Annotated in this window: 24 protein-coding genes, 1 tRNA gene and 1 pseudogene; 9 read left to right on the top strand and 17 right to left on the bottom strand. The window is 68.8% G+C overall.

Features of this window, described 5'->3' with window-relative positions; genetic code table 11:
• Nucleotides 1-29: 29 nt before the first annotated feature.
• From C5F48_RS05090 to dapF, 5 genes are read right to left on the bottom strand one after another with little or no spacing between them, the layout of a single operon-like run.
• Nucleotides 30-1,367 carry a S41 family peptidase gene (locus C5F48_RS05090; protein ID WP_107662830.1) on the bottom strand — a complete coding sequence of 446 codons (1,338 nt, stop codon included), beginning with the start codon at nt 1,365-1,367 and terminating at the stop codon, nt 30-32.
• A 7-nt stretch (nt 1,368-1,374) separates the two neighbouring features.
• Nucleotides 1,375-2,484 (bottom strand): murein hydrolase activator EnvC family protein, encoded by a 1,110-nt coding sequence (locus C5F48_RS05085; RefSeq protein ID WP_107662829.1) that lies wholly within the window; start codon nt 2,482-2,484, stop codon nt 1,375-1,377.
• On the bottom strand, nt 2,481-4,001 hold the full coding sequence (gene gpmI, locus C5F48_RS05080; RefSeq protein WP_107662828.1) for a 2,3-bisphosphoglycerate-independent phosphoglycerate mutase: 1,521 nt from the start codon (nt 3,999-4,001) through the stop codon (nt 2,481-2,483). The genes C5F48_RS05085 and gpmI overlap by 4 nt, the downstream gene beginning before the upstream one ends.
• A gap of 31 nt (nt 4,002-4,032) precedes the next feature.
• Entirely contained in the window at nt 4,033-5,313 is a 1,281-nt protein-coding gene (gene mtaB, locus C5F48_RS05075) for a tRNA (N(6)-L-threonylcarbamoyladenosine(37)-C(2))-methylthiotransferase MtaB (RefSeq protein ID WP_107662827.1), read from the bottom strand.
• Nucleotides 5,310-6,149, bottom strand: a complete 840-nt coding sequence (gene dapF / locus C5F48_RS05070) for a diaminopimelate epimerase (RefSeq protein ID WP_107662826.1) — start codon at nt 6,147-6,149, stop codon at nt 5,310-5,312. Before dapF ends, mtaB begins: the two co-directional genes overlap by 4 nt.
• Nucleotides 6,150-6,330: 181 nt before the next feature.
• Between dapF and C5F48_RS05065 the strand changes: the two genes are divergently transcribed.
• A tRNA-Lys gene (locus tag C5F48_RS05065) sits at nt 6,331-6,405 on the top strand.
• Nucleotides 6,406-6,546: 141 nt separating this feature from the next.
• Nucleotides 6,547-7,785 (top strand): MFS transporter, encoded by a 1,239-nt coding sequence (locus tag C5F48_RS05060; protein WP_107662825.1) that lies wholly within the window; start codon nt 6,547-6,549, stop codon nt 7,783-7,785.
• A gap of 42 nt (nt 7,786-7,827) precedes the next feature.
• On the opposite strand, the gene C5F48_RS05055 is transcribed toward C5F48_RS05060, so the two are convergent.
• The 4 genes from C5F48_RS05055 to C5F48_RS05040 form a co-directional block, all read right to left on the bottom strand.
• Nucleotides 7,828-9,060 (bottom strand): saccharopine dehydrogenase family protein, encoded by a 1,233-nt coding sequence (locus tag C5F48_RS05055; RefSeq protein WP_107662824.1) that lies wholly within the window; start codon nt 9,058-9,060, stop codon nt 7,828-7,830.
• Nucleotides 9,061-9,096: 36 nt separating this feature from the next.
• The gene (locus C5F48_RS05050; protein ID WP_107662823.1) at nt 9,097-10,194 is read right to left on the bottom strand and encodes a carboxynorspermidine decarboxylase; all 1,098 of its coding nucleotides are present in this window, start codon (nt 10,192-10,194) and stop codon (nt 9,097-9,099) included.
• A gap of 226 nt (nt 10,195-10,420) precedes the next feature.
• Nucleotides 10,421-11,125 carry a winged helix-turn-helix domain-containing protein gene (locus C5F48_RS05045; RefSeq protein WP_107662822.1) on the bottom strand — a complete coding sequence of 235 codons (705 nt, stop codon included), beginning with the start codon at nt 11,123-11,125 and terminating at the stop codon, nt 10,421-10,423.
• Nucleotides 11,097-11,387: a hypothetical protein gene (locus C5F48_RS05040; RefSeq protein WP_107662821.1), complete on the bottom strand. Its 291-nt coding sequence runs from the start codon at nt 11,385-11,387 to the stop codon at nt 11,097-11,099. The genes C5F48_RS05045 and C5F48_RS05040 overlap by 29 nt, the downstream gene beginning before the upstream one ends.
• Nucleotides 11,388-11,582: 195 nt before the next feature.
• Between C5F48_RS05040 and C5F48_RS05035 the strand changes: the two genes are divergently transcribed.
• The 3 genes from C5F48_RS05035 to C5F48_RS05025 all read left to right on the top strand — a co-directional run bounded on the left by C5F48_RS05035 (nt 11,583) and on the right by C5F48_RS05025 (nt 14,117).
• Nucleotides 11,583-12,140 (top strand): hypothetical protein, encoded by a 558-nt coding sequence (locus C5F48_RS05035; protein ID WP_107662820.1) that lies wholly within the window; start codon nt 11,583-11,585, stop codon nt 12,138-12,140.
• A 132-nt stretch (nt 12,141-12,272) separates the two neighbouring features.
• Nucleotides 12,273-12,911 (top strand): ribonuclease HII, encoded by a 639-nt coding sequence (gene rnhB / locus C5F48_RS05030; protein WP_107662819.1) that lies wholly within the window; start codon nt 12,273-12,275, stop codon nt 12,909-12,911.
• An 87-nt stretch (nt 12,912-12,998) separates the two neighbouring features.
• Nucleotides 12,999-14,117 (top strand): site-specific DNA-methyltransferase, encoded by a 1,119-nt coding sequence (locus C5F48_RS05025; protein WP_107662818.1) that lies wholly within the window; start codon nt 12,999-13,001, stop codon nt 14,115-14,117.
• A 109-nt stretch (nt 14,118-14,226) separates the two neighbouring features.
• Here C5F48_RS05025 and mutY read toward each other — a convergent pair whose 3' ends face one another.
• Nucleotides 14,227-15,285, bottom strand: a complete 1,059-nt coding sequence (gene mutY / locus C5F48_RS05020) for an A/G-specific adenine glycosylase (protein ID WP_107662817.1) — start codon at nt 15,283-15,285, stop codon at nt 14,227-14,229.
• 90 nt (nt 15,286-15,375) lie between these two features.
• Between mutY and C5F48_RS05015 the strand changes: the two genes are divergently transcribed.
• From C5F48_RS05015 to C5F48_RS05005, 3 genes are read left to right on the top strand one after another with little or no spacing between them, the layout of a single operon-like run.
• Nucleotides 15,376-15,906 (top strand): DUF721 domain-containing protein, encoded by a 531-nt coding sequence (locus C5F48_RS05015; RefSeq protein WP_107662816.1) that lies wholly within the window; start codon nt 15,376-15,378, stop codon nt 15,904-15,906.
• Nucleotides 15,907-15,914: 8 nt separating this feature from the next.
• Complete coding sequence (locus C5F48_RS05010) at nt 15,915-16,583, top strand: DsbA family protein (protein WP_107662815.1); 669 nt, start codon at nt 15,915-15,917, stop codon at nt 16,581-16,583.
• Nucleotides 16,580-17,737 carry a CaiB/BaiF CoA transferase family protein gene (locus C5F48_RS05005; protein ID WP_107662814.1) on the top strand — a complete coding sequence of 386 codons (1,158 nt, stop codon included), beginning with the start codon at nt 16,580-16,582 and terminating at the stop codon, nt 17,735-17,737. Before C5F48_RS05010 ends, C5F48_RS05005 begins: the two co-directional genes overlap by 4 nt.
• Here C5F48_RS05005 and lpxK read toward each other — a convergent pair.
• The 5 genes from lpxK to C5F48_RS04980 form a co-directional block, all read right to left on the bottom strand.
• Nucleotides 17,689-18,696 (bottom strand): tetraacyldisaccharide 4'-kinase, encoded by a 1,008-nt coding sequence (gene lpxK / locus C5F48_RS05000; RefSeq protein WP_107662853.1) that lies wholly within the window; start codon nt 18,694-18,696, stop codon nt 17,689-17,691. The two genes, C5F48_RS05005 and lpxK, sit on opposite strands and share 49 nt — an antisense overlap.
• A gap of 2 nt (nt 18,697-18,698) precedes the next feature.
• Nucleotides 18,699-19,892 carry a 3-deoxy-D-manno-octulosonic acid transferase gene (locus C5F48_RS04995; protein WP_107662813.1) on the bottom strand — a complete coding sequence of 398 codons (1,194 nt, stop codon included), beginning with the start codon at nt 19,890-19,892 and terminating at the stop codon, nt 18,699-18,701.
• A gap of 13 nt (nt 19,893-19,905) precedes the next feature.
• On the bottom strand, nt 19,906-20,151 hold the full coding sequence (locus tag C5F48_RS04990; RefSeq protein ID WP_107662812.1) for a DUF4170 domain-containing protein: 246 nt from the start codon (nt 20,149-20,151) through the stop codon (nt 19,906-19,908).
• A 97-nt stretch (nt 20,152-20,248) separates the two neighbouring features.
• Nucleotides 20,249-21,004: an NYN domain-containing protein gene (locus C5F48_RS04985; protein WP_107662811.1), complete on the bottom strand. Its 756-nt coding sequence runs from the start codon at nt 21,002-21,004 to the stop codon at nt 20,249-20,251.
• On the bottom strand, nt 21,004-22,134 hold the full coding sequence (locus tag C5F48_RS04980; RefSeq protein ID WP_107662810.1) for an S-(hydroxymethyl)glutathione dehydrogenase/class III alcohol dehydrogenase: 1,131 nt from the start codon (nt 22,132-22,134) through the stop codon (nt 21,004-21,006). Before C5F48_RS04980 ends, C5F48_RS04985 begins: the two co-directional genes overlap by 1 nt.
• Before the next feature lie 160 nt (nt 22,135-22,294).
• Between C5F48_RS04980 and C5F48_RS04975 the strand changes: the two genes are divergently transcribed.
• On the top strand, nt 22,295-22,585 hold the full coding sequence (locus C5F48_RS04975; protein WP_107662809.1) for an I78 family peptidase inhibitor: 291 nt from the start codon (nt 22,295-22,297) through the stop codon (nt 22,583-22,585).
• 10 nt (nt 22,586-22,595) lie between these two features.
• Here the strand turns inward: C5F48_RS04975 and C5F48_RS04970 are convergent, their stop codons facing one another.
• Together C5F48_RS04970 and C5F48_RS04965 are read right to left on the bottom strand one after the other, a co-directional pair.
• Nucleotides 22,596-23,027: a c-type cytochrome gene (locus C5F48_RS04970; RefSeq protein ID WP_107662808.1), complete on the bottom strand. Its 432-nt coding sequence runs from the start codon at nt 23,025-23,027 to the stop codon at nt 22,596-22,598.
• A 118-nt stretch (nt 23,028-23,145) separates the two neighbouring features.
• A pseudogene (locus tag C5F48_RS04965) lies at nt 23,146-23,478 on the bottom strand (bifunctional folylpolyglutamate synthase/dihydrofolate synthase); the annotation flags it as partial.

The following is a 23,478-nucleotide window of genomic DNA, read 5'->3' as shown; positions in this document are numbered from 1 at the left end:
GGGCACGGACGCGCCCCACCCTAGCAAGCTCAGGGTTTCGGCGCGATAGCCGAAAGCCCCTTCAGGATGTCAACGGCATAGGCCAGCTGGTAATCCTCGTCGCGCAGCTTGGCGGCCTCCTCGGCGCGGGCGCGTTCTTCCTCGGCCTGCTTCTTCTCGTCCTCGGTCATCGAGTCGTTCGACAGCACGCCGCGCAGATCGGCTTCCGAGCGGGTGTTGGCGATGCTCGGCGTTTCCGTCTCCTCCTCGGCGGGCTTGGCGGGCGGCTGCTGCACCACGATGTCGGGCGCCACGCCCAGGGCCTGGATCGAGCGGCCGGAGGGCGTGTAGTAGCGCGCCGTGGTCAGGCGCATCGCACCCTCGCCACGCAGCGGGATGACGGTCTGGACCGAGCCCTTGCCGAAGCTCTTGGTGCCGACGACGATGGCGCGGCGGTGGTCCTGCAAGGCGCCCGCCACGATCTCCGAGGCCGAGGCCGAGCCGCCGTTGATCAGCACGACCATCGGCTTGCCGCCGGTGAGGTCGCCCGCCGTGGCGTTGAACCGCTCGCCGTCGCTGGCCTCGCGGCCGCGGGTCGAGACGATCTCGCCCTTGTCGAGGAAGGCGTCGGAGACCTGGATCGCCTGGGTCAGCAACCCGCCCGGGTTGTTGCGCAGGTCGAGCACCACGCCCGAAACCTTGTCGGCGCCGCCGGCCTCCTCGATCGACTTCTTCAGGCCTTCCTCAAGGCCGGAGTAGGTCTGGTCGTTGAAGGTGGTCAGGCGCACCACGACGGTGTCGCCCACCACGCGGCTGCGGGCGGCGACCAGCTTGATCGTGTCGCGGATGATCGAGACGTCGAAGGGCTCGGCCCGGCCCTCGCGCACCACGGTGATCAGGATCTCCGACCCGACCGGGCCGCGCATCATCTCCACCGCCTGATCCAGCGTCAGGCCCAGCACGGATTCGCCGTTCACATGGGTGATGAAGTCGCCGGCCTCGATCCCGGCGGCGTCGGCCGGGGTGTCGTCCATCGGCGAGACGACCTTCACGAAGCCCTCTTCCTGCGTCACCTCGATGCCCAGCCCGCCGAACTCGCCGCGGGTCTGCACCTGCATGTCGTCGAAGTCCTTCGGCGCCAGATAGCTCGAATGCGGGTCGAGCGAGGTCAGCATGCCGTTGATCGCCGCCTCGATCAGCTTCGTCGTGTCCACTTCCTCGACATACTGGCCGCGGATGCGTTCGAAGATGTCGCCGAACAGGTCGAGCTGCTCGTAGACCGAGCTCTGCTGGGTGGCCTCCTGCGCGATCAGCGGGCCTGCGATCTGCGTCGTCAGCAGCGCCCCGGCGACCGTGCCGCCCAGGGCGGCCATCACGAATTTCCTCATTGCCGTACTATTCCCCGCTTGCCGCGAACCACTCCGCCGGGTCGACCGGCTCGGTTCCTTGCCTGAGTTCCATATAAAGCGTTTCCGTCTCCCGCGCGCCACCGCCATCTTGGGCCGAGACCAGAAACTCCGCCACGCCCGGCTCGCCGCCGCCCATCAGGCCCAGCGGCGCGCCGGCGGAGACGACATCCCCGACGTCACCATAGACCGTCTGCAGCCCCGCCAGCACCAAGAGATAGCCGCCGCCGGGCTCAAGGATCATCACATTTCCGTAGTCGAGCAGCGGTCCGCGATAGCGCACCGTGCCCGGCCAGGGGGCGGTGACCAGCGCCCGGGGCCGCGTGGCGATCACCACGCCGGGCCGCCGCACCCCCGCCGCGTCGGACTCGTTGGCCCGCCGCAGCAGGGTGCCCAGCACCGGCAGCGGCAGCTTGCCCTTGGCCGCGGCGAAATCCGGCATCTCGGCCCCGACGTCGATGCTCAGCCCGTTGGCGAAGGCGTCCAGCGTGTCGGCGCTTTCCAGGAGGCCCTTCAGCGCCTCGGGGCTTTCGGTGAAGCGGCGTGGCAGCGGCGTGCGGTCCGAGATCGCCTGCGACAGGGCGGTGCGGGCCTGTTGCGCCGCCTCCAGCCCCTCGGCCAGCGTGGTTCCGGCCGAGGCCTGCAGCGCCCGCAGGTCGCGCAGCTCTTGCAGCTCGCCGCGCAGGGTCTCGGCTTCGGCCTGCAGCGCGGGGGTCACGTCGGCCAGCATCATGCCCGAACGCGCCGTGCCCAGCGGCCCGGAGGGATGCATCAGCAGCAACGGTCCCGGCCGCGGGTCGAGCCGGGCCAGCACGCCCAAGAGCTGCGAGACCTCCTCGCGCTTTGCCTCGAACTGCATCGCCAGCGTCGCCTCGCGGATCGAGGCCTGCCGCAGGTTCTCGCGCAGCGCGCCGAGCCCCTGCTCGTAGGCCTGGATCGTCCGGGTCAGCGAGGATACCCGATCGCGCGCCGTCTCGGCCGCCTGCAGCTCGGCCACCGCCTCCTGCAACTCCGCCGCCGCCTGCGCCGCCTGCTCGGCCACCGTCACGGCCGCGGCGGGGGTGGCGAGCAGCAGGAGGAGGGCCAGAGGCCGGATCATGCGGTGATGAGGCTCACGCCGGTCATCTCCGGGGGCTGGGGCAGCCGCATCAGCTGCAGCAGCGTCGGTGCCAGATCGGCCAGCCGCCCGTCGCGCAGCTTCGCCCCCTCCGGCCCGCCGACGAGGATCACCGGCACGCGGTTCGTGGTATGCGCGGTATGCGGCTCGCCCGTCACCGGATCGACCATCGTCTCGCAATTGCCGTGGTCGGCGGTGACGATCATCGCCCCGCCCGCCTTCTCCAGCGCCGCCAGCGCCAGCCCCAGCCCCTCGTCCACCGCCTCGCAGGCGGCGATGGCCGCCGAGAGGATGCCGGTATGGCCCACCATGTCGGGATTGGCGAAGTTCACCACGATCAGGTCGTAGCCATGCTCGATGGCCGCGACCAGCTGCCCGGCCACCTCCGGCTCCGACATCTCTGGCTGCAGGTCGTAAGTCGCGACCTTGGGCGATTTCGCCATGTAACGGTCCTCGCCGGTCTCGGGAGCCTCGCGCCCGCCGTTCAGGAAGAAGGTGACATGCGGATATTTCTCGGTCTCGGCCAGCCGGAACTGGCTGCGGCCCTGCTTGGCCACCCATTCGCCCAGCGTGTTCTCGATCACCTGCTTGGGATAGGCGGTGGACATGAAGCCGTCATGCGTCTTGGAATAATCCACCATCCCGAGGAAGCCCGCCCAATCAGGCCGCTTGCCCGTGTCATAGGCGTCGAACCCCGGCTGGGCCAGCGCCGCGAGGATCTCGCGCGCCCGGTCGGCGCGGAAGTTCAGGCAGAAGAACCCGTCGCCGTCCCGGGCGCCTTGGTAGCCGTTCACCACCGTCGGCGCGATGAACTCGTCGGTCTCGGCCCGCTCCATCGCGGCGCCCACCGCCTCCGGCCCGCTTTCCGCCCGCTCGCCCTTCGCATGCAGAATGGCGTCCGTCGCGCGCTGCACCCGGTCCCAGCGGTTGTCGCGGTCCATCGCCCAGTAGCGCCCGATCACCGTGCCGATGCTGACCCCCGGCGGCAGCCCCTCGACCAGCTGCGCCAGATAGCCCGGCGCCGAGGAGGGCGGCACGTCGCGCCCGTCGGTGATCGCATGGATCACCACCGGCACACCCGCCGCCGCCACGACCCGCGCGGCGGTCAGCAGATGCAGGATATGGCCATGCACCCCGCCGTCCGAGGCGACCCCCATCAGATGCGCCGTCCCGCCGCTGGCCTTCAGCGCGGCGATGAAGCCGAGCAGCGCCTTGTTCTGCGCGAAGGTGCCGTCCTCGATGGCCAGATCGATCGCGCCCAGATCCATCGCCACCACCCGGCCCGCGCCGATATTGGTGTGGCCCACTTCCGAATTGCCCATCTGCCCGCGCGGCAGCCCGACATCCGGCCCGTGGGTGATGAGCGTCGCATGCGGGCAGCCCGCCATGATCCGGTCGAAGTTGGGCGTGTTCGCCAAGGCGGGCGCATTCGCCTCCCGCTCCGCGCGCAGCCCCCAGCCATCGAGGATGCAGAGGACGACGGGTTTCGGTGCGCTCATTGCAGGGGCCTTTCGCTGATCTGTCGCCGTTCTACGCCGCCCGCACCTGATCGGCAACGGTGGCGGTCAAGCGCCCGCCCTCCTGCCCGGTGATCGTGGCGCGCACGATCTGCCCCTCCGGCTGGTCGGCGTCGAAGCTCACCTCGGTGAACTGCCCCGTCCGCCCCATCCGCGCCGATTCCATCAGCACCTCATGCTGCGCGCCGCGCTGCGCCGCCAGATGCCGCGCCAGCGCCGCATCCCCCGCCGCGCGCAGCCGCGCCGCCCGCTCGCGGATCACCGGACCCGCCAGCTGCGGCATCCGCGCCGCCGGGGTGCCCTTGCGCGGCGAGAAGGGGAAGACATGCAGGAAGGTCAGCCCGCAGTCCTCGACCAGCTTCAGCGAGTTTGCGAACATCTCTTCGGTTTCGGTCGGAAAGCCCGCGATGATATCCGCGCCGAACACCATGTCGGGGCGCAGCCTGCGCGCCTCCTCGGTGAAGCGGATCGCGTCGTCGCGCAGATGCCGCCGCTTCATCCGCTTCAAGATCATGTCGTCGCCCGCCTGCAGGCTGAGGTGCAGATGCGGCATCAGCCGGGGCTCGCTGGCGATGGCCCCCATCAGCGCCTCGTCCACCTCGATCGAATCGATCGACGAGATCCTGAGCCGCGCCAGATCCGGCACCAGCCGCAGGATGCGCATCACCAGATCGCCCAGACGTGGCGTTGCCGGCAGGTCGGCGCCCCAGGAGGTCAGATCGACCCCGGTCAGCACCACCTCGTGAAAGCCCTTGTCCACCAGCCGCCGGATCTGCTCCACCACCACCCCGGCCGGCACCGAGCGCGAATTGCCCCGCCCGTAGGGGATGATGCAGAAGGTGCAGCGATGGTCGCAGCCGTTCTGCACCTGAACATAGGCCCGATGCCGCCCGAAGCCGTCGATCAGATGCCCGGCGGTCTCCTTCACCGACAGGATGTCATCGACCTGCACCCGCTCGGTCTGACCGATCAGGTCGGGCGCGGCCATCGCAGCCCAGGTCCCTGCCTGCATCTTTTCCGTGTTGCCGATCACCCGGTCCACCTCGGCCATGGCCGAGAAGGTCGCGGGCTCGGTCTGCGCGGCGCAGCCGGTGACGATCAGCGTCGCCTCGGGGTTCTCGCGGCGCAGGCGGCGGATCTCCTGCTTGGCCTTGCGCACCGCCTCCGCCGTCACGGCGCAGGTGTTCACCACCACCGCATTCTCGATCCCGGCGGCGGCGGACAGCTCCTTCATCGCCTCGGTCTCATAGGCGTTCAGCCGGCAGCCCAGCGTGGCGAAGATCGGCGCGCTCATGCCAGGGCCTCCAGATAGGCGGGCGAGAGCCAGCCGTCGAAGACATGCGCCACCGGCCCGGTCAGCCAGACGCCATCCTCGCGCCAGTCGACCTCCAGCACGCCGCCGTCCATCTCCAGCACCACCTGCCGCCCGGTCAGGCCGCGCAGGTTGGCCGCCACCGCCGTCGCACAGGCGCCCGAGCCGCAGGCCAGCGTGATCCCCGCGCCGCGCTCCCAGACCCTCAGCCGCAGCCGGTCGGGGCCGGTCTGGCTGGCGAACTCGACATTGGTGCGCTCGGGAAACAGCGGGTCATGTTCCATCCCCGGGCCTTCGGCGGCCAGCGCCACCGCCTCGGCATCCGGCACGAAGCGGATGCAATGCGGGTTGCCCATGCCCACGGCGACCGGCTCGCCCGCCAGCGGCAGGCGCAGCGTGTCCACCTCCTGCGCCAGCGGCACCTCGCGCCAGTCGAGCTGCGGCTGCCCCATGTTCACGCTCACCAGCCCGTCGGCCCGGCGCACCGCGCGCAGCAGGCCCCGCGCCGTCACCAGCGTCACCGCATCGCGGCCCAGCCCGCGCATCACGTGATCGCAGACGCAGCGGGTGGCATTGCCGCAGGCCCCGGCGCGCGATCCGTCGGCGTTCCAGAAATCCAGCGCGAAATCGGCCTCAGCCGAATCGCGGATCTCGGCCAGCTGGTCGAATCCCACGCCGCGGTTGCGGTCGCCCAAGGCGCGCGCCAAAGCAGCCGTCGTCACCGCCCCGCGCCCGCGCGAGTCGATCACCACGAAGTCATTGCCCGCCCCATGCATCTTCATGAAGCCGAGCCCGTCGGAGGCGCGCATATCCATCATGGCGCGGCATATACGCTCCGCGCAGGGTTTTTGCCAGAGCCGTCAAGATTTCTGCGCTTTGCCCCTTGACCCCCTGCCGATCCCCACTTAGGAAGCGGCCCTGTCGAGACGGAATGACTGGCCGGGACACCGCGCCAAGATAAGCTGTTTCGGTGCTGAGGCTTTGGCCTCGGGATGGTGAGGGCGGGTAGCTCAGTGGTAGAGCAGCTGACTTTTAATCAGCGGGTCGCGGGTTCGATACCCGCCCCGCTCACCAATCCCCCGAAGAACTCCTGACATCGCAGACCCCGCGCATGCCGCTGTCATGAACTTGTCATACTGACACGATTCCCGCTGGCCTTCCGCCCCGCTTTCGGTTTTTTCACATCCGAGCCCGGACAGACGAGAAGGACGCGGCGTGACTGTGCAAGACCGTGCCCCCGTCGGCCGCTGGGTGGCCTTCCGCCATCGCGGCTATCCCGCCTACTGGACCGCCCTGCTGCTCGTGGGCTTCGCCGTGCAGATCCAGACCGTCGCCATCGGCTGGCAGGTCTACGACCTCACCCGCGACCCCTTCGATCTGGGGCTGGTCGGCCTGTCGCAATTCGCCCCGGCCCTGCTGCTGGTGCTCGTCACCGGCGCGGCCGCAGACCGATTCTCGCGCCGGGGCATCATGTGCGCCTGTCTCGTGGTCGAATCCTGCGTCGCCGCGGGCCTTCTGACCTACGCCGCCACGCTCGACGCAACCTCGCCCACATGGCCGATCTTCGCGCTGATTCTGGTCTTCGGCGCCGGGCGGGCCTTCTACAACCCCGCGCGCCAGTCGCTTGCGCCGAATCTGGTGCCGCCCGAGCATCTCTCCAACGCCATCCTCGCCAATTCCACCGCCAATCAGGCGGCGACGATCTGCGGGCCGGTGGTGGGCGGGCTGCTCTACGGGCTCTCGCCGGGCTTGCCCTATGCGGTGACGCTGGTGCTGCTGCTGACCGCCGCCGCGCTGGTGCTGACCATCCCGCGCCAGCCGCGCCAGATCGCTGTGGCGGGCGCCAAGACATGGGAGACCCTGAGCGCGGGCTTCCGCTACATCTGGGCCTCGAAGCCGGTGCTGGGGGCGATCTCGCTCGACCTCTTCGCTGTGCTTCTGGGCGGTGCGATGGCGATGCTGCCGGTCTATGCCCGCGACGTGCTGGAGATCGGGCCGACCGGCCTCGGCCTGCTGCGCTCGGCCCCGGCAGTGGGGGCGATCGGCGTCGGCTTCTGGCTGATGGCCCATCCGATCCGCCGGAACGCGGGGCTCATCATGTTCCTCTCGGTGGCGGCCTTCGGGTTCTTCACCCTCGTCTTCGCCCTCTCCACCACGCTCTGGCTCTCGGCGCTGGCGCTGTTGATGACAGGGGCCTTCGACATGGTCAGCGTCAACCTGCGCAGCGTGCTGATCCAGCTCTGGACGCCGGATGCGCTGCGGGGGCGGGTGAACTCGGTCAATCAGGTGTTCATCGGCGCCTCGAACGAGCTCGGCGCCTTCCGGGCCGGCACCATGGCCACGCTCATCGGCCCGGTGGCCGCCGTGGCGCTCGGCGGCGCCGCCACGCTGGCTGTCGCGGCCCTGTGGGCGAGGCTCTTCCCCGACCTGCGCCGGGTGCAGCGGCTCGACTGAGCCCGAAAGCGAACGGCCTGCCCGAAGGCAGGCCGCTCAAAGTCAGATCGCCCGGTCGCCCGCGGCGTCGCGCACCCGCGTCGGCAGGCCCATCTCGCCCAGCAGCCGCAGGAACGGCTTCGGGTCCAGCTCTTCCACGTTGACCATCCGCGCCACGTCCCACTCGCCCCGCGCGATCAGCACCGCCGCCGCCACCGGGGGCACGCCCGCCGTATAGCTGATGCCCTGCGCGCCGGTCTCGGCATAGGCTTCCTCGTGATCGGCCACGTTGTAGACGAAGACCTCCGCCGGGGCGCCGTCCTTGGTGCCGCGGACGAAATCCCCGATGCAGGTCTTGCCCTTGTAGTCCGGCGCCAGCGAGGACGGGTCGGGCAGCACCGCCTTCACCACCTTCAGCGGAATCACTTCCAGCCCTTCGGCCGTCACCACCGGCTTCTCCGACAGCAGTCCGAGGTTCTTCAGCACGGTGAACACGTTGATGTAGTGATCGCCGAAGCCCATCCAGAAGCGCACATCGGCGTCGGGATAGTTGGCCGAAAGCGAATGCACCTCGTCATGCCCGGTCAGATAGGCCTTCTGCTTGCCCACCACCGGCAGGTCGAACTCCTGCCCGACCTCGAACATGCTGTTCTCCTGCCAGGCGCCCTTCTGCCACGAATAGACCGTGCCGGTGAATTCGCGGAAATTGATCTCCGGGTCGAAGTTGGTCGAGAACCAGCGCCCGTGCGAGCCCGCGTTGATGTCGACGATGTCGATGCTCGTCACCGTGTCGAGATAGTCGTCCGCCGCCAGCCGCGCATAGGCGTTCACCACGCCCGGATCGAAGCCGACACCGAGGATAGCCGTCACGCCTTTTTCGGCGCAACGCTCGCGGCGGCGCCATTCGTAGTTGCCATACCACGGCGGCGTCTCGCAGATCTTCGCCGGATCCTCGTGGATCGCGGTGTCGAGATAGGCGGCGCCCGTGTCCAGGCAGGCTTCCAGCACCGTCATGTTGACGAAGGACGACCCGACGTTGATGACGATCTCGGCCCCGGTGTGGCGGATCAGCTGGGCCACGGCGCCGGTGTCCATCGCATCGACGGCATGGGCCTTGAACAGGCCGGGCGCCTTCATCGAGCCCTTTTCCTCGACGGAGGCAAGGATCGCCTCGCATTTCGACAGGGTGCGCGAGGCGATATGCAGGTCGCCCAGCACATCGTTGGCCTGCGCGCATTTATGCGCCACCACCTGAGCGACGCCACCGGCACCGATGATCAACACGTTCTTCTTCACTTCGGACCGTCTCCTTTAAGGACAGAGGGAAGCGCCTCAGCCGAGGCTGGAGGCATAATCGGCATAGCCGAACTCACGCGCGACGCGCAGCGAACCATCGGTTCCACGCAGCACGATGCTCGGCATCTTCACCCCGTTGAACCAGTTTTTCTTGACCATCGTGTAGCCCGCCGCATCCGAGATGGACAGGCGGTCGCCAACCTTCAATGGTTCCTCGAAGCGAAACTCGCCGAAGATGTCCCCGGCGAGGCAGGACTTGCCGCAGATCATGAAGCTGTGGTCGCCCCGGTCCGGCTCGATCCGCGCCGACTGGCGATAGATCAGCAGGTCCAGCATATGCGCCTCGACCGAGCTGTCGACGATCGCCAGCTGCTTGCCATTGTCAAGAATGTCGAGCACCGTCACCTCCAGCGAGGCCGAACGGGTGATCGCCGCTTCGCCCGGCTCCAGATAGACCTGCACGTCGAAACGCTCGGAAAATCCTTTCAGCCGCGCCGCCAGCTTCTCCAGCGGATAGGCTTCGCCGGTGAAATGGATGCCGCCGCCAAGGCTCACCCAGTCCAGCCGCTCCAGCACCGCGCCGAAGCGGCTTTCGATCTCGGCCAGCTGCCGGTCGAACAGGTCGAAATCGGCATTCTCGCAGTTGTAATGGATCATCACGCCGCTGATCCGGTCCAGCACGCCGGCGATCTTCTCGGCATCCCACTCGCCCAGACGGCTGAAGGGCCGCGCCGGGTCCGCCAGATCGAAGCCCGAGGTCGAGATGCCGGGGTTCAGCCGCAGACCGCAGGAAATGCCTTCGGCGCGACCCGCGAACCGCTCCAGCTGGCCGATGGAGTTGAAGATGATCTTGTCGGCATAGCCCACCGCCTCGTCGATCTCGTCATCGCCCCAGGCGACGGAATAGGCGTGGGTCTCCTTGCCGAACTTCTCGCGGCCGAGCCGCAGCTCGTAGAGCGAGGAGGAGGTGGTGCCATCCATATGCTCGCGCATCGCGTCGAAGGCGGGCCAGGTGGCGAAGCACTTCAGCGCCAGCAGCGCCTTGGCCCCCGACAGGCGGCGCAGCTCGGCCACCTTCTGCATGTTGCGCAGGAGGCTGGCCTCGTCGATCAGGTAGTAGGGCGTCTGGATCATCGCGGCCTCCCGGTCAGGCGAAAGGGAAAGCAGCGCGTATAAGGCCACACCCCCTCAGGTGCAAGCCTTGTGGCCGCGGCGCGTGACAGCGGCATGACAGCGGCGAAAAGGGTTAATCCCGGAGACCGGATTTTCGTCTGCATGCCCCGTGCATCGGGTGTGCATCGGTTGCACGGGGCGAAAATCAAGCGGCGTCCAAGGCTTAACCCCCGTCCGCCGCCCTTCGTCAGACCATGCGGATCACGTCCTTGCCGACCGCCAGCATGTAGCCGCGCCGGGCGATGGTCTTGACCAGAAGCTCGCTGACCATCTGGTTGCCCAGGGCGTCGCGCAACCGCTTCACCCGCGTCGCCCCCGCCGCCTCGTCGCAATCGGCGGCGTCGCGGCCCGAGATCATGCCCTCGATCTGCGCCCCGTTCAGCACCTCGTCATCCATCCGCGCCTCGGCCAGAACGCTCAGCGTCTCGATGGCGGCCTCGGTCAGCGAGAACTCCATGTCGTTGATGTAGACCGCCCGGCTCTCGCGCGAGATCATCAGCGAGGCGACCTGGATTCCCGACCGCTGGATCGCCGACATCCGCCGGTTCAGCGCGATGATCGTCACCAGCAGCACCAGCGCGGCGATCAGCAATGCTGCCGAGAACACCAGCAGCACGAAGATCACCATGCGGTAGCTCGCCAGCACGTCCGAGAAGGAAGTGCCTGATTGCGCGAGGATTTCCAGCAGCCGGATCTCGGTGCCCGACCGCAGCGCGTCATTCTCGATGAAGATCCGCTCGACCCGCGCGTTGAACGCATCCGCATCGGGAAGGTTGAGGAACAGGAACACGGCCGCCGCGGCGAGGATCAGCACGATGGCCGCGATCCCCCCCGTCACCACCCGGTTGCCGGCCCTCAACGCGTCAGTAGCGGAGGAAATATTCTCCGGCACTTGCTTTCCTTTCTTCCAGACCCTCCGGGCCGAATGTGGACAGGACGTTGAGCAGGGTCCAGCCCGCCCGGTCCAGCCGCTGCGCAAGAACCTGCGAGGCGCTGCCGCGATTGCAGGCGTTGTCCGGCACTTCCGCCACGCCGTAATGCAGCCGCAGCGGGCGGTCCTGCTTGGCCTTGTAATCCGCGTAGCAGGCCGCCTCGGCGGGAGCGGTCAGGGCCAGTCCCATCGCAAGTGCCGCCAGCAAGGCAGGAAGTTTCATCGACCGCTCCTGTTGTCCGAGTTCCCGGCATATTGCGCGGAGGGGGATGGATATTCAATGACAGAAGGGGTTTGCCGGATGGTTATCGCATAACAGCGCCCCGATATTGCCTGTCCCGCCGCTCCGGGCCGAGGGTCTGGCCATGCCGGTGCGACAGGCCTCTGCCCCCGCGCCGATCCCAGAAGGAGCCCCCCAATGACGCTTCCCATGACGCCCCTCAAGCGCCTCGCCATGACCCTCGCCGCCGCGGCCACCGCCCTTGCCGCCATGACCGCCGCCGCCGTTCCCGCCCGCGCCGATACCGAAGATGTCGCCAAGGCGCTCGCCGCCGTCGCCGCCGTCGCGATCATCGCCAACCAGGTGCAGAAGAACCGCGCCGACAAGGACGACCGCAAGGAGCAGCTGGTCGACAACCGCTGGAACAATGACCGCTGGGACAACCGGTGGAACGACGACCGCCGCGACAACCGCCGTCCGCCGCGGCACGAGACCCGCTCGCCGCTGGTGCCGCCGGTCTGCGCCTTCCAGCTCGATGACAACCGGCGCGGCGGCCCGGTGCTCTACCCGGAGCGCTGCCTGCGCGACCAAGGCTTCCGCTACAAGCTGCCGCGCAGCTGCGTCCGCGAGGTCCGCAACCGCGGCCGCATGGAACGCTTCTACCCGGCGCGCTGCCTCGCCGAGGCTGGTTTCCGCCTGCGTCCGGGCCGCGAGGATCACCGCCGCGGCGATGACCGCTGGCGCTACGGGTCCTGAGGTTTCCGGGCGCATCCCCCCTCGCGCCCGGAGCAGGGGGGCGGAAGGCCGAGCAGCTTTCGTCCCCCGACTTGGCGACTGACACAACATCTGGGGCTTTTCCCGCCGCGCCGCAGCGGTTATTGCTGCGGCATGGATATTCCCTGCCCCGATTTCAGCCACGAGACCGCCGCCCTCGAGGGCGGCTTCACCTGTGTTGTCGGCGTCGACGAGGTCGGGCGCGGTCCGCTGGCCGGGCCGGTCACCGCCGCCGCCGTCCGGCTGATCCCCGGCTGCATCCCGGAGGGGCTGAACGACAGCAAGAAGCTGACCGCCGGCCGCCGGCAGGAGCTCTGCCTGCAGCTGCATGCCTGCGCCGAGGTCTCGGTCGCCCATGCCTCGGTGGAGGAGATCGACAGCCTGAACATCCTGCGCGCGAGCCATCTGGCCATGGCCCGGGCCATCGCCGGCCTGCCGACCAAACCCGACTTCGCGCTGATCGACGGCCACATCATCCCGGTCGGTCTGCCGCACAAGTGCCGGGCGCTGGTGCGCGGCGACTCCCTGTCGCTTTCGATCGCCGCCGCCTCGATCGTGGCCAAGGTGGCGCGCGACGCGATCATGGTGGATTTGGAGCAACATCATCCGGGCTACGGCTGGCGCCGCAACGCCGGCTACCCGACAAAAGACCATCTCGCGGCGCTGCTAAATCTCGGTGTGACCCCTCACCATAGGCGTTCGTTCAAACCGGTACACAATATCTTGTATCAAGAGATTTCACTAACCCCTTGATTCAATAAAGAATTTGACGGCGATTCGCCAATGACTCATCCTGCCCTCACATAAAACGGCGCAAAGCCGGGGGGCGCAGAGGCAGACATGGCGACGAAGACAAGAGAACCGGAGGCGGCGACGCTTCCGCTGAATGAAATACTTGCGGGCGACTGCATCGAGGTGATGAACAGCCTGCCCGCGGGCAGCGTCGATCTCATCTTCGCTGACCCGCCCTACAACCTGCAGCTGCGCGGCGACCTGCATCGGCCCGACAATTCGCTGGTCGGCGCGGTCAACGACCACTGGGACCAGTTCTCCAGCTTCGCCGTCTACGACAAGTTCACCCGCGAATGGCTCGCGGCGGCGCGCCGCCTGTTGAAGCCGAACGGCGCGATCTGGGTGATCGGCAGCTATCACAACATCTTCCGCGTCGGCGCGGCGCTGCAGGACCAGGGCTTCTGGATCTTGAACGACGTGGTCTGGCGCAAGTCGAACCCGATGCCGAACTTCAAGGGCAAGCGGCTGACCAACGCCCACGAGACGCTGATCTGGGCCTCGAAGGAAGAGGCCAGCAAATACACCTTCAACTACGAGGCGCTGAAGGCGCTGAACGAGGGTGTGCAGATGCGGTCGGACTGGGTGCTGCCGATCTGCACCGGACACGAGAGGATCAAGGACGAGGCCGGCGACAAGGCGCATCCGACGCAGAAGCCGGAAAGCCTGCTGCACCGGGTGATCGTCGCCACCACCAATCCGGGGGATGTGGTGCTCGACCCGTTCTTCGGCACCGGCACCACCGGCGCCGTCGCCAAGATGCTGGGCCGCGACTTCATCGGCATCGAGCGCGAGGAGGCCTACCGCAAGGTCGCCGCCGAGCGCATGACCCGCGTCCGCCGCTATGACGCGACCGCGCTGGAGGTCACCGGCTCCAAGCGGGCCGAGCCGCGCGTGCCCTTCGGGCAGGTGGTGGAGCGCGGCATGCTGCGCCCGGGCGAGGAGCTGTTCTCGATCGGCAACCGCCACAAGGCCAAGGTCCGCGCCGACGGCACGCTGATCGGCAATGACGTGAAGGGCTCGATCCATCAGGTCGGCGCCGCGCTGGAAGGCGCGCCCAGCTGCAACGGCTGGACCTACTGGCACTTCAAGCGCGAGGGCAAGATGATCCCGATCGACATCCTGCGCCAGCAGATCCGCGCCGAGATGGAAGACGGCCGCCCCCACTGAGGGGCGCCCCTCCCGTACAATCCAGTTTCCGCCGGCGCCGCACCTTACCTGCCGCGGCGCCCACTTCCCTCGCCGTGCCTGCACGGCGGGGTCTTTTGCATTGGCGGGTCTAGCGCGGATCGGCGGCCATCGCCGCCTCCCACGCCTTGCGCATCACCGTCGGCAGGTCGGCGGGCCGGAAGGCCTCCCGCGGCTGGAAGCGGCCGCGCGCGGGCTGCGCGTCCAGCGGAACGCGGGAGACCATGACCGCCAGCTTCAGGTGGAAATGGGTGAAAGTGTGCCGCACCTCGACCGGCGCGGCCTGCCAGCCGGCGGCGAGCGGTGGCGTCGCATCGGTCTTGCCGCGATCCCAGTCGGTGCCGGGAAAGCCCAGCATGCCGCCCAGCAGGCCCTTCTCGGGCCGCGTTTCCAGCAGCACCGCACCGTCCTCGCGCAGGCAGACCCAGACCGTGCCCTCGCGCACCGGCTTCTCGGCCTTGGGCGAGCGGCGCGGCAGCTCGGCCTGCACCCCGGCGGCGCGGGCGGCGCAGGGCTCGCGCCAGGGGCAGATGCCGCAGGCGGGCTTGCGCGGGGTGCAGATCGTCGCCCCGAGGTCCATGACCGCCTGCGCATAGTCGCCGGGCCGCTCCTCCGGGGTCAGCGTCTCGGCCAGCCGGGTCAGCGCCGGCTTGGCGGCGGGCAGCGGCGTCTCCACCAGGAACAGCCGCGCCATCACCCGCTCGACATTGCCGTCGACCACGGTCGCCGCCTCGTCGAAGGCGATCGCCGCCACCGCCGAGGCGGTGTAGGGCCCGACCCCCGGCAGGGTCAGCAGCCCCTCGCGCGTTTCGGGAAAGCGGCCGCCATGTTCGGCCACCACCGCCCGCGCGCCCTTCAGCAGGTTGCGGGCGCGGGCGTAATAGCCAAGCCCGGCCCATTCGGCCATCACCTCGGCATCCTCGGCGGCGGCCAGCGCCGCCACCTCGGGCCAGCGCGTGGTGAAGCGGTGGAAGTAGTCGCGCACCGCCGCCACCGTAGTCTGCTGCAGCATCACCTCCGACAGCCACACCCGGTAGGGATCGGGCAGCACGCCCCGCGCCCGCTCGGCCGGCGGCACCCGCCAGGGCATCGACCGGGCATGCCGGTCGTACCAGCCGAGCAGCGAGGCGCTCAGTGCGCTATCCTTCATGTCACGCAATCTTTATGCTCCCTCTGGCCGCAGCATGCTGGCAGCCCGCGCCGCATCGCATAGAATAGGCGCAGATGCAGGAATGAACAGATGACCCGTGCCCCGGCCCAACCGCCCGCCAAGCCGACCCGCCGGATGCGCGGGTTCGAGCCGGCGTCGGGCCTTCTGAAGGACCGTATCCGCGTGGTGGGCGAGAAGCGCGGTTTTGCGGTGACGCGGCTTCTGACGCAATGGGCCGATATCGTCGGCGAAGACCTCGCCCGGATCACCCGCCCGGTGAAGGTGGGCTACGGGCGCGAGGGCTTCGGCGCCACGCTGACCGTGCTGGTCGCCGCGGTGCAGGCGCCCATGGTGCAGATGCAGCTGCCCAAGATCCGCGACCGGGTGAATGCGGTCTACGGCTATGCCGCCATCGCCCGCATCACCCTCACCCAGACGGCCCCCACCGGCTTTGCCGAAGGGCAGGCCCAGTTCGATCCCGCCCCCCCCGCGCCCAAGCCGCTGGACCCCGCGGTTCAGGCCAAGGCCCATGCGGCGGCGGATGGGGCCAAGGACGAGGGGCTGCGTGCAGCCCTTGAAACCCTCGCGCAAAACTTCTTATCTCGCGCAAAGACACAATGAGGCAGAGAATGGTCAAGAAATTCGGGCTTTCGGCGCTTGCGCTGGTGATGATGGCAGGCGCCGGGCTGTGGCTGGGGCAGGGCGGGACGACCGGCGCGCTGTCCTTCGCCGCCGAGGCGCAGGAGACCACTGCCGCCCCCGCCGAGGCGCCCGTGGTGCCCGACATGACCATCGGCGCCGCCGATGCGCCGATCACCATGGTGGAATACGCCTCCTACACCTGCCCGCATTGCGCGACCTTCCACTCCGAGGTCTTCAAGCAGCTAAAGACCGACTACATCGACACCGGCAAGGTGAAGTTCACCTTCCGCGAGGTCTATTTCGACCGCTACGGCCTCTGGGCCTCGATGGTCGCGCGCTGCGGCGGCGAGATGCGCTATTTCGGCATCTCGGGCATCCTGTTCGAGACGCAGAAGGAATGGGCCGCCTCGAACGAGCCGGCCACCGTGGTCGAGAACCTCAAGAAGATCGGCCGCACCGCCGGGATGGACGATGCGACGCTGGGCGCCTGTCTCGAGGATGGGGCGATGGCGCAGGCGATGGTCGATGCCTATCAGAAGAACTCAGCGGCCGATGACGTGACCGCGACGCCGACGATCTTCGTCAACGGCGAGAAGCATTCGAACATGAGCTATGCCGACCTGAAGGAAATCCTCGACGCCGAACTGGCGGAATGAGGCCCGCGCCGCTTGCCGGCGTCCGCGTGATCGAACTGGCCCGGATCCTTGCCGGGCCTTGGGCGGGGCAGACGCTCGCCGATCTCGGCGCCGATGTCATCAAGGTCGAGGCGCCCGAGGGCGACGATACCCGCCGCTGGGGCCCGCCCTTCATCGAGCGCGAGGGCGACCGCTCCGCCGCCTATTTCCACGCGACCAACCGCGGCAAGCGGTCGGTCACCGTCGATTTCCGCACCCCCGAGGGGCAGGAAATGGTGCGCCGTCTGGTGGCCGAGGCGGATGTGGTGATCGAGAACTTCAAGGTCGGCGGGCTGGTGAAATACGGGCTCGACTGGGAAAGCCTGCGCAAGGTGAACCCCCGGCTGGTCTATTGCTCGATCACCGGTTTCGGCCAGACCGGCCCCTATGCGCATCGCGCGGGCTACGATTTCATCATTCAGGGCATGGCCGGGCTGATGAGCGTCACCGGCGAGGCCGAGGGTCAGCCGCAGAAGGTCGGCGTGGCCGTGACCGACATCTTCACCGGCGTCTATGCCGCGACCGCGATCCTTGCGGCGCTGCATCAGCGCGCGACCAGCGGCCTTGGCCAGCAGGTCGACATGGCGCTGATGGATGTGGCGGCGGGGATCATGGCCAATCAGGCGATGAACTATCTCGCTACCGGCACAGCACCGCAGAAGATGGGCAACGCCCACCCGAACCTCGCGCCCTATGCGGTTTTCGATTGTTCGGACGGCTGGATCATCATCGCCACCGGCAATGACGGGCAGTATCAGCGGCTCTGCGGGCTGCTGGGCCTGCCGGCCTTGGCGACAGCCCCGGCCTTCGCCACAAACGCCGACCGGGTGGCGAACCGCGCGGCGCTGACCGAGGCGCTGACCATGGCTACCAGCCAGCGCAGCAAGGCCGATCTGCTCGCCGCCTGCGAGGCCGAGGGGGTTCCGGCGGGGCCGATAAACGATCTGGCCGAGGTCTTCGCCGATCCGCAGATCGTGCATCGCGGCATGCGGCTGACGGTCGAGGGCGTGCCGGGTCTGCGCTCGCCCTTCGTCTTCTCCGGCGCCGATCTGGCGCTGGAGCGCGCGGCGCCGAAGCTTGGCGAGCATCAGGCCGAGGTGCTGGGCGCTCTGAGCCCGAGGCCCGCCAAGGCCTGATCCAGCGGCGCCCAATCGTCCAGCTCCAGCCGCACTGGCAGGGTCAGCACCTTGGCGCGCCAGGCAGGCGGCAGGCGGACGGCGTCCTTTTCGGTCGTCACCAACTGCGCGCCGAGCGCCGCCGCGTCATGCTCCAGCCGTTGCAGCAGAGGCAGCGGCAGCAACTGGTGGTCGTCGAGCGGCACCGCCCCCACCAGATCGGCGCCTTCGGCCTTCAGCGTGGCGAAGAATTTCGACGGGTGGGCGATGCCGGCAAAGGCCAGCAGCCGCGCGCCGCGCCAGTCCATGCCGGTGGGCAGCGGCCGCACCTGCCCGGTCAGATGTGGCAGGCCGAGCGCCGGCCATTGCGCGGCAAAGCCCGCCTGCGCCGCGGCGTCGCCAATCGACAGCAGCATGTTGGCCCGCGCCAGCCCTGCCGGCACCGGCTCGCGCAGCGGCCCGGCGGGCAGGCAGAGCCCGTTGAGAAATCCCATCCGCGCGTCGACCACCACCAGCGACAGCGACTTCTGCACCGAGGGGTTCTGGAAGCCGTCGTCGAGCAGGATCACCTCGGCCCCCGCCGCCTCCGCCGCCCGCACCCCTGCCGCGCGGTCGCGCGCCACCCAGGCCGGGCCGAAGGCCGAGAGCAGCATCGGCTCGTCGCCGGTCTCTGCCGCCAGCTGTTTCGCCGGATCGACGCGCACCGGACCGTCGAGCTTGCCGCCATAGCCGCGCGAGACCACATGCACCTTCAGCCCCCAGCCCTGCAGGCGCTGCATCAGCGCGATGGCGGTCGGCGTCTTGCCGGCGCCGCCGGCGCTCAGGTTGCCGATGCAGATCACGGGCACCTTCGGCGCATAGCCCGGCCGCCGCATCCGCCTCGCGGTGGCGGCGGCATAGGCCGCGCCCAGGGGCGACAGCAGCCGCGCCTGCCAGGAGGGCTTGCCGGGCGGGGTTTTCCAGAAGGAGAGGGGGCGCAGCATCATCGTTCGATATCCATCATCCGCCCGATCAGGGCCACCACGCGATCCGTCACGTCGGTTCCGTCCGAGGCCACCGCCCAGGCCGCATGCGCAAGCCGCGCCGCGCGGTCGGGGGCCAGGAGGTCGCTCAGCCCCTCGGCCAGCTCCGCGGGCGAGCTGACCGGCAGGGTCGCCCGCGCCGCGCCCAGCCGCCCCATCGCCCCGCCGAAGATCCCCGGCCGCGGCCCGTGGATCACCGCCGATCCGAGCGCCGCCGCCTCCATCGGGTCTCGCAGGCAGCCGGTCGTCAGGCTGCCGCCAAGATAGCTCACCGGGGCCAGCCTGTACCAGAGCCCGAGCTCGGTCTGCCCGTCGGCCAGGAAAACCTCGGTCTCCGGCTCCGGTTCCTCATCGGCGGCGCGGCTGGCCACCGTCCAGCCGTAGTCCTTCTGCAGCTGCGCCGCCAGCGCCGGGGCGCGGGCGGCGTCGCGCGGGGCGATGACCAGCAGCAGCCGGTGCGCCAACCGAAGCGCATGGCGATGCGCCGCGATCACCGCGGCCTCCTCGGCCTCGGGCAGGGCGACGGCCAGCCAGACCGGCCGGGTGGCCAGCGTCCGCGCCAGCGCCGCGCGCTCGGCCTCGGTGCAGGGCAGGACGCCGCTGCCCTCTTCCATCCGGCCCGAGACCACGACCGATCCCGACAACCCGCCCGCCTTGCGGAAGGCGCGGGCGGCGGTCTCGTCCACCGTCAGCACGTAGCGAAAATGCGCCAGCAGGCCGCGCATCTGCCCCGGCCACCAGCGCTCCCGGCCGGGCAGGATATAGGGGCTCATGCCGTCAACCATCGCCAGCGGCACGCGCCGCTCGATGATCTCGCGCAGCGCCGAGGGACGCAGCTCGCCCTCTGACATCACCGCGGCGTCCGGCTGCCAGTGGTCGAGGAAGGCCCGCGCCTCGGCCGGGGTGTCGGGCGGGCCGGGCTGCACGATCAGCCCGCCAAGCGAGGGCGCCGGGGCGGGGGTGGTCAGCAGCACGGTGCAGCCCTCGTCAAAGATCACCCGCCGCGCCAGTTCGGACATCGAACGGGCGGCGTCGAGCGTCGGGGCATGCAGCCAGACCAGCCGGCCCTCGGGCCGGGCCGGGCGCGGCAGTTCCGTTACGGTCTCGCGCCGCGCGGTGGATTTCAGCAGCGGGAAGCCGAAGGAATATGCCATCTACATCAGGGGGTCAGATCCCCAGCTCTTCCGTGGCGGAGGCGGGCTGGGCCTCGTCGCGCAGCCGGTGGATATGGGCGATGTAGTAGCGCATGTGGGCGTCGTCCACCGTGCGCTGCGCTTCCGCCTTCCAGGCCGAGAAGGCCGAGGCATAGTCGGGAAACATCCCGACGATATGGATGTTCTTCACGTCCTTGAAGACGTTCTGGGTCGGGTTGACCAGTTCGCCGCCGAACACGAGATGCAGACGCTGGGCCATGGCGGATCCTTTGCAATGGGGAAGTGCCGCGCACCCTAGACGATGCGCGGCGACGGTCAAGGACGGGCCCGGCTTTTCCGGGAGTCAGGCCCCCGCGTCAGGCGACGTCGCGGGCCAGCAGCTGGCCGCCCGGCCCGGGCTTCACCTCGAAACGGCTGATCTTCTTGATCAGGTCCGACAGCTTGGCGCTGCCATAGGTCCGCGTGTCGAAATCCGGGTTGGCCTGGGTGATGAACTGGCCGATCTGGCCCAGCGTGTACCATTCGCCCTCCGGGTCGATGGCGCGCATCGCCGCCGCGATCAGCGGAATCGCCTTGGCCGGCGCTTCCTTCACTCCTCGCTGCACGGGCGGTTCCGGCACAGGCTCGGGCTGGTCGGCGGGGCGCGGCGGCGTCTCGCGCACCGGCTCGTCGCTGTTGAGGTTCTCGACATAGATGAAGCGCTTGCAGGCCATGCGGAAGGCCTCGGGCGTCTTCTTCTCGCCGATGCCGTAGACATCGAGCCCCTGCTCGCGGATGCGCGCCGCGAGCCGGGTGAAATCGCTGTCCGAACTGACCAGCACGAAGCCGTCGAACAGGCCCGAATGCAGGAAGTCGATGGCCGCGATCACCAGCCCGATGTCGCTCGCGTTCTTGCCCTTGGTGTTGGAGAACTGCTGATCCGCCACCAGCCCGAGGGCGGCGACCTTCTTGGCCCAGCCGCCCAGGCGCTGCGCCGACCAGTCGCCGTAGATCCGCCGCACCGAGGCCTCGCCGAGGCTGGCGATCTCCTCGAAGATCGCCTCGGCATAGCCCGCCGGCACGTTGTCCGCGTCGATCAGGACGCAGAGACGGGGGGCGCGTGCATCGGCCATCAATACACCACGACAGAGCGGATGCTCTCGCCCGCGTGCATCAGGTCGAAGCCCTTGTTGATGTCTTCCAGCTTCAGCGTGTGGGTGATCATCGGGTCGATCTGGATCTTGCCGTCCATGTACCAGTCGACGATCTGCGGCACGTCGGTGCGGCCGCGCGCGCCGCCGAAGGCCGTGCCCTTCCAGACCCGCCCGGTCACCAGCTGGAACGGCCGGGTCTGGATCTCGGCCCCGGCCGGCGCCACGCCGATCACCACCGAGACGCCCCAGCCGCGATGGGTGCATTCCAGCGCGTCGCGCATCACCTTCACGTTGCCGGTGCAGTCGAAGGAGTAATCCGCCCCGCCGATCTGGTCGAAGGGCGTCTTGGTCATGTTGACGAGGAAGGGTACGATCGAGCCTTCGATCTCCTTCGGATTGACGAAATGCGTCATGCCGAACCGCTCGCCCCAGGCCTTGCGCTCGTTGTTCAGATCGACGCCGATGATCATGTCGGCCCCGGCCAGCTTCAGCCCCTGGATGACGTTCAGCCCGATGCCGCCCAGACCGAAGACCACCGCCTTGGCGCCGATCTCGACCTTGGCGGTGTTGATCACCGCGCCGATGCCGGTGGTGACGCCGCAGCCGATGTAGCAGATCTTGTCGAAGGGCGCGTCCTCGCGCACCTTGGCCAGCGCGATCTCCGGCACGACCGTATGGTTGGCGAAGGTCGAGCAGCCCATGTAGTGATGGATCGGCGTGCCATCGAGCATGGAGAAGCGCGTGGTGCCGTCGGGCAGCAGGCCCTGGCCCTGGGTGGAGCGGATCGCCGTGCAGAGATTGGTCTTCTGGCTGAGGCAGGAGGGGCACTGGCGGCATTCGGGCGTGTAGAGCGGGATGACATGGTCGCCCGGCTTCAGCGTGGTCACGCCGGGGCCGACCTCGATCACCACGCCCGCGCCCTCATGGCCGAGGATCGCCGGGAACAGCCCTTCCGGATCGGCGCCCGACAGGGTGAATTCGTCGGTGTGGCAGATGCCGGTGGCCTTGATCTCGACCAGAACCTCGCCGAATTTCGGCCCTTCGAGGTTCACCTCCATGATTTCAAGCGGTTTTCCGGCGGCTACGGCGACGGCGGCACGGGTGCGCATGGCATGATCCTCACTGTACTGGTGTTTGCGCCAGAGTGATGGAATCCGCGCAAGGCTGCAACCGCCCTCGGAGGTTTGGCGGCGCGGCCGCCGCCGCTTTTCGCGGCGGCGCTTGCCGAAGCGGGCCTGCCGACCTAGCCTCAGCAAAAAGGAGACCGCAATGCGACGCATCACCGCCCTCATCCCGCTCTGCCTCGTCACGGGGCTGGCCGCCTGCCAGATGGAAAGCCCCGCCGCGCCCCCGGCGACGCCGCCGGTCGAGAATGCCTGCGGCGCCGCCGAGCTGCAGACTCTGGTCGGTCAGCCCGCCTCGGTGCTCGACACCATGCGCTTCTCGCAGCCGACGCGGGTCATCACCCCCGGCATGGCGGTGACGATGGATTTCAACGCCGAGCGGCTGAACATCGAGATCGACGAGGCGAAACGGATCAGCCGCGTGGCCTGCGGCTGATCCGAAGCGGTCACATGCGGTAGTCGCTGTGGCAGTCCTTGCAGGCGCCGCCCATCGCGCCGACCCCGGCCTTCACCCCGTCGAGCGAGGAGGTATCGACCGCCGAGGCCGCGGTGGCCAGAGCTTCGGCCTTGGCGGTGAAATCGGCCCAGTTGGTCCAGATCTCGGGCTTGGCTTCCGACACCGGGTCGGTGGCCTGCGGCTCGAACTTCGCGGGGATTTCCTTGGCGGCAGCCTCGATGGCGGCGACGGCGGCTTCGGCGCTGGCCGCGTCGAAGGCGGTCGCGCCCTTGGCCATCTCGCCGAGCGTCTTGGTGTTCTGCGCGATGGTCTGCATGACCGCGACCCGCGCCTTCACGGTCGGATCTTTCGGCTCTTCCTTGGCCACGGCGGCCCCGGCGAGGGCGAGGCTGGCAATCAGGGTCTTCGCGATCAGGTTCACGGGTCTGGCTCCATGCTGGGTCGAACTGGAGCCACCCTATCCGGGGTTCGTGACTCTCCCAGACATCTTCTGATCTGCGACCGGTTTTTCACGCAATTGTCATTGCCTGAAAACCGCCTTAGCCGTTCTCGCGCAACACTGTTCCGGCCAGGTAGAGCGAGCCGCAGATCAGCACCCGCGCCGCGGTATCCTCGGCGGCGATCGCCGCCAGAGCTTCGGCGACAGAGGCCGAACTGACCGCCGCCATTCCTGCGTCACGCGCGGCGGCCTCGGTTTCCGCCGCCGGAAGCGTGGCCTTCTCGCCCGGGATCGACACGGCATGCAGCCGCGTCACATGCGGGGCGAGCGGGCGCAGGTAGCCGCCGATGTCCTTGGTGTTGAGCATGCCGCAGATCAGGTAGGTCGCGCGCTTCGGCATCCCGGCCAGCGTCGCCGCCACCGCCTCGCCCCC

It is taken from the genome of Cereibacter changlensis JA139 (assembly GCF_003034985.1).
Classification (GTDB): Bacteria; Pseudomonadota; Alphaproteobacteria; order Rhodobacterales; family Rhodobacteraceae; genus Cereibacter; species Cereibacter changlensis.
Note: the sequence above shows the minus strand (reverse complement) of the source record. Positions and strands in the feature narration are given on the sequence as shown.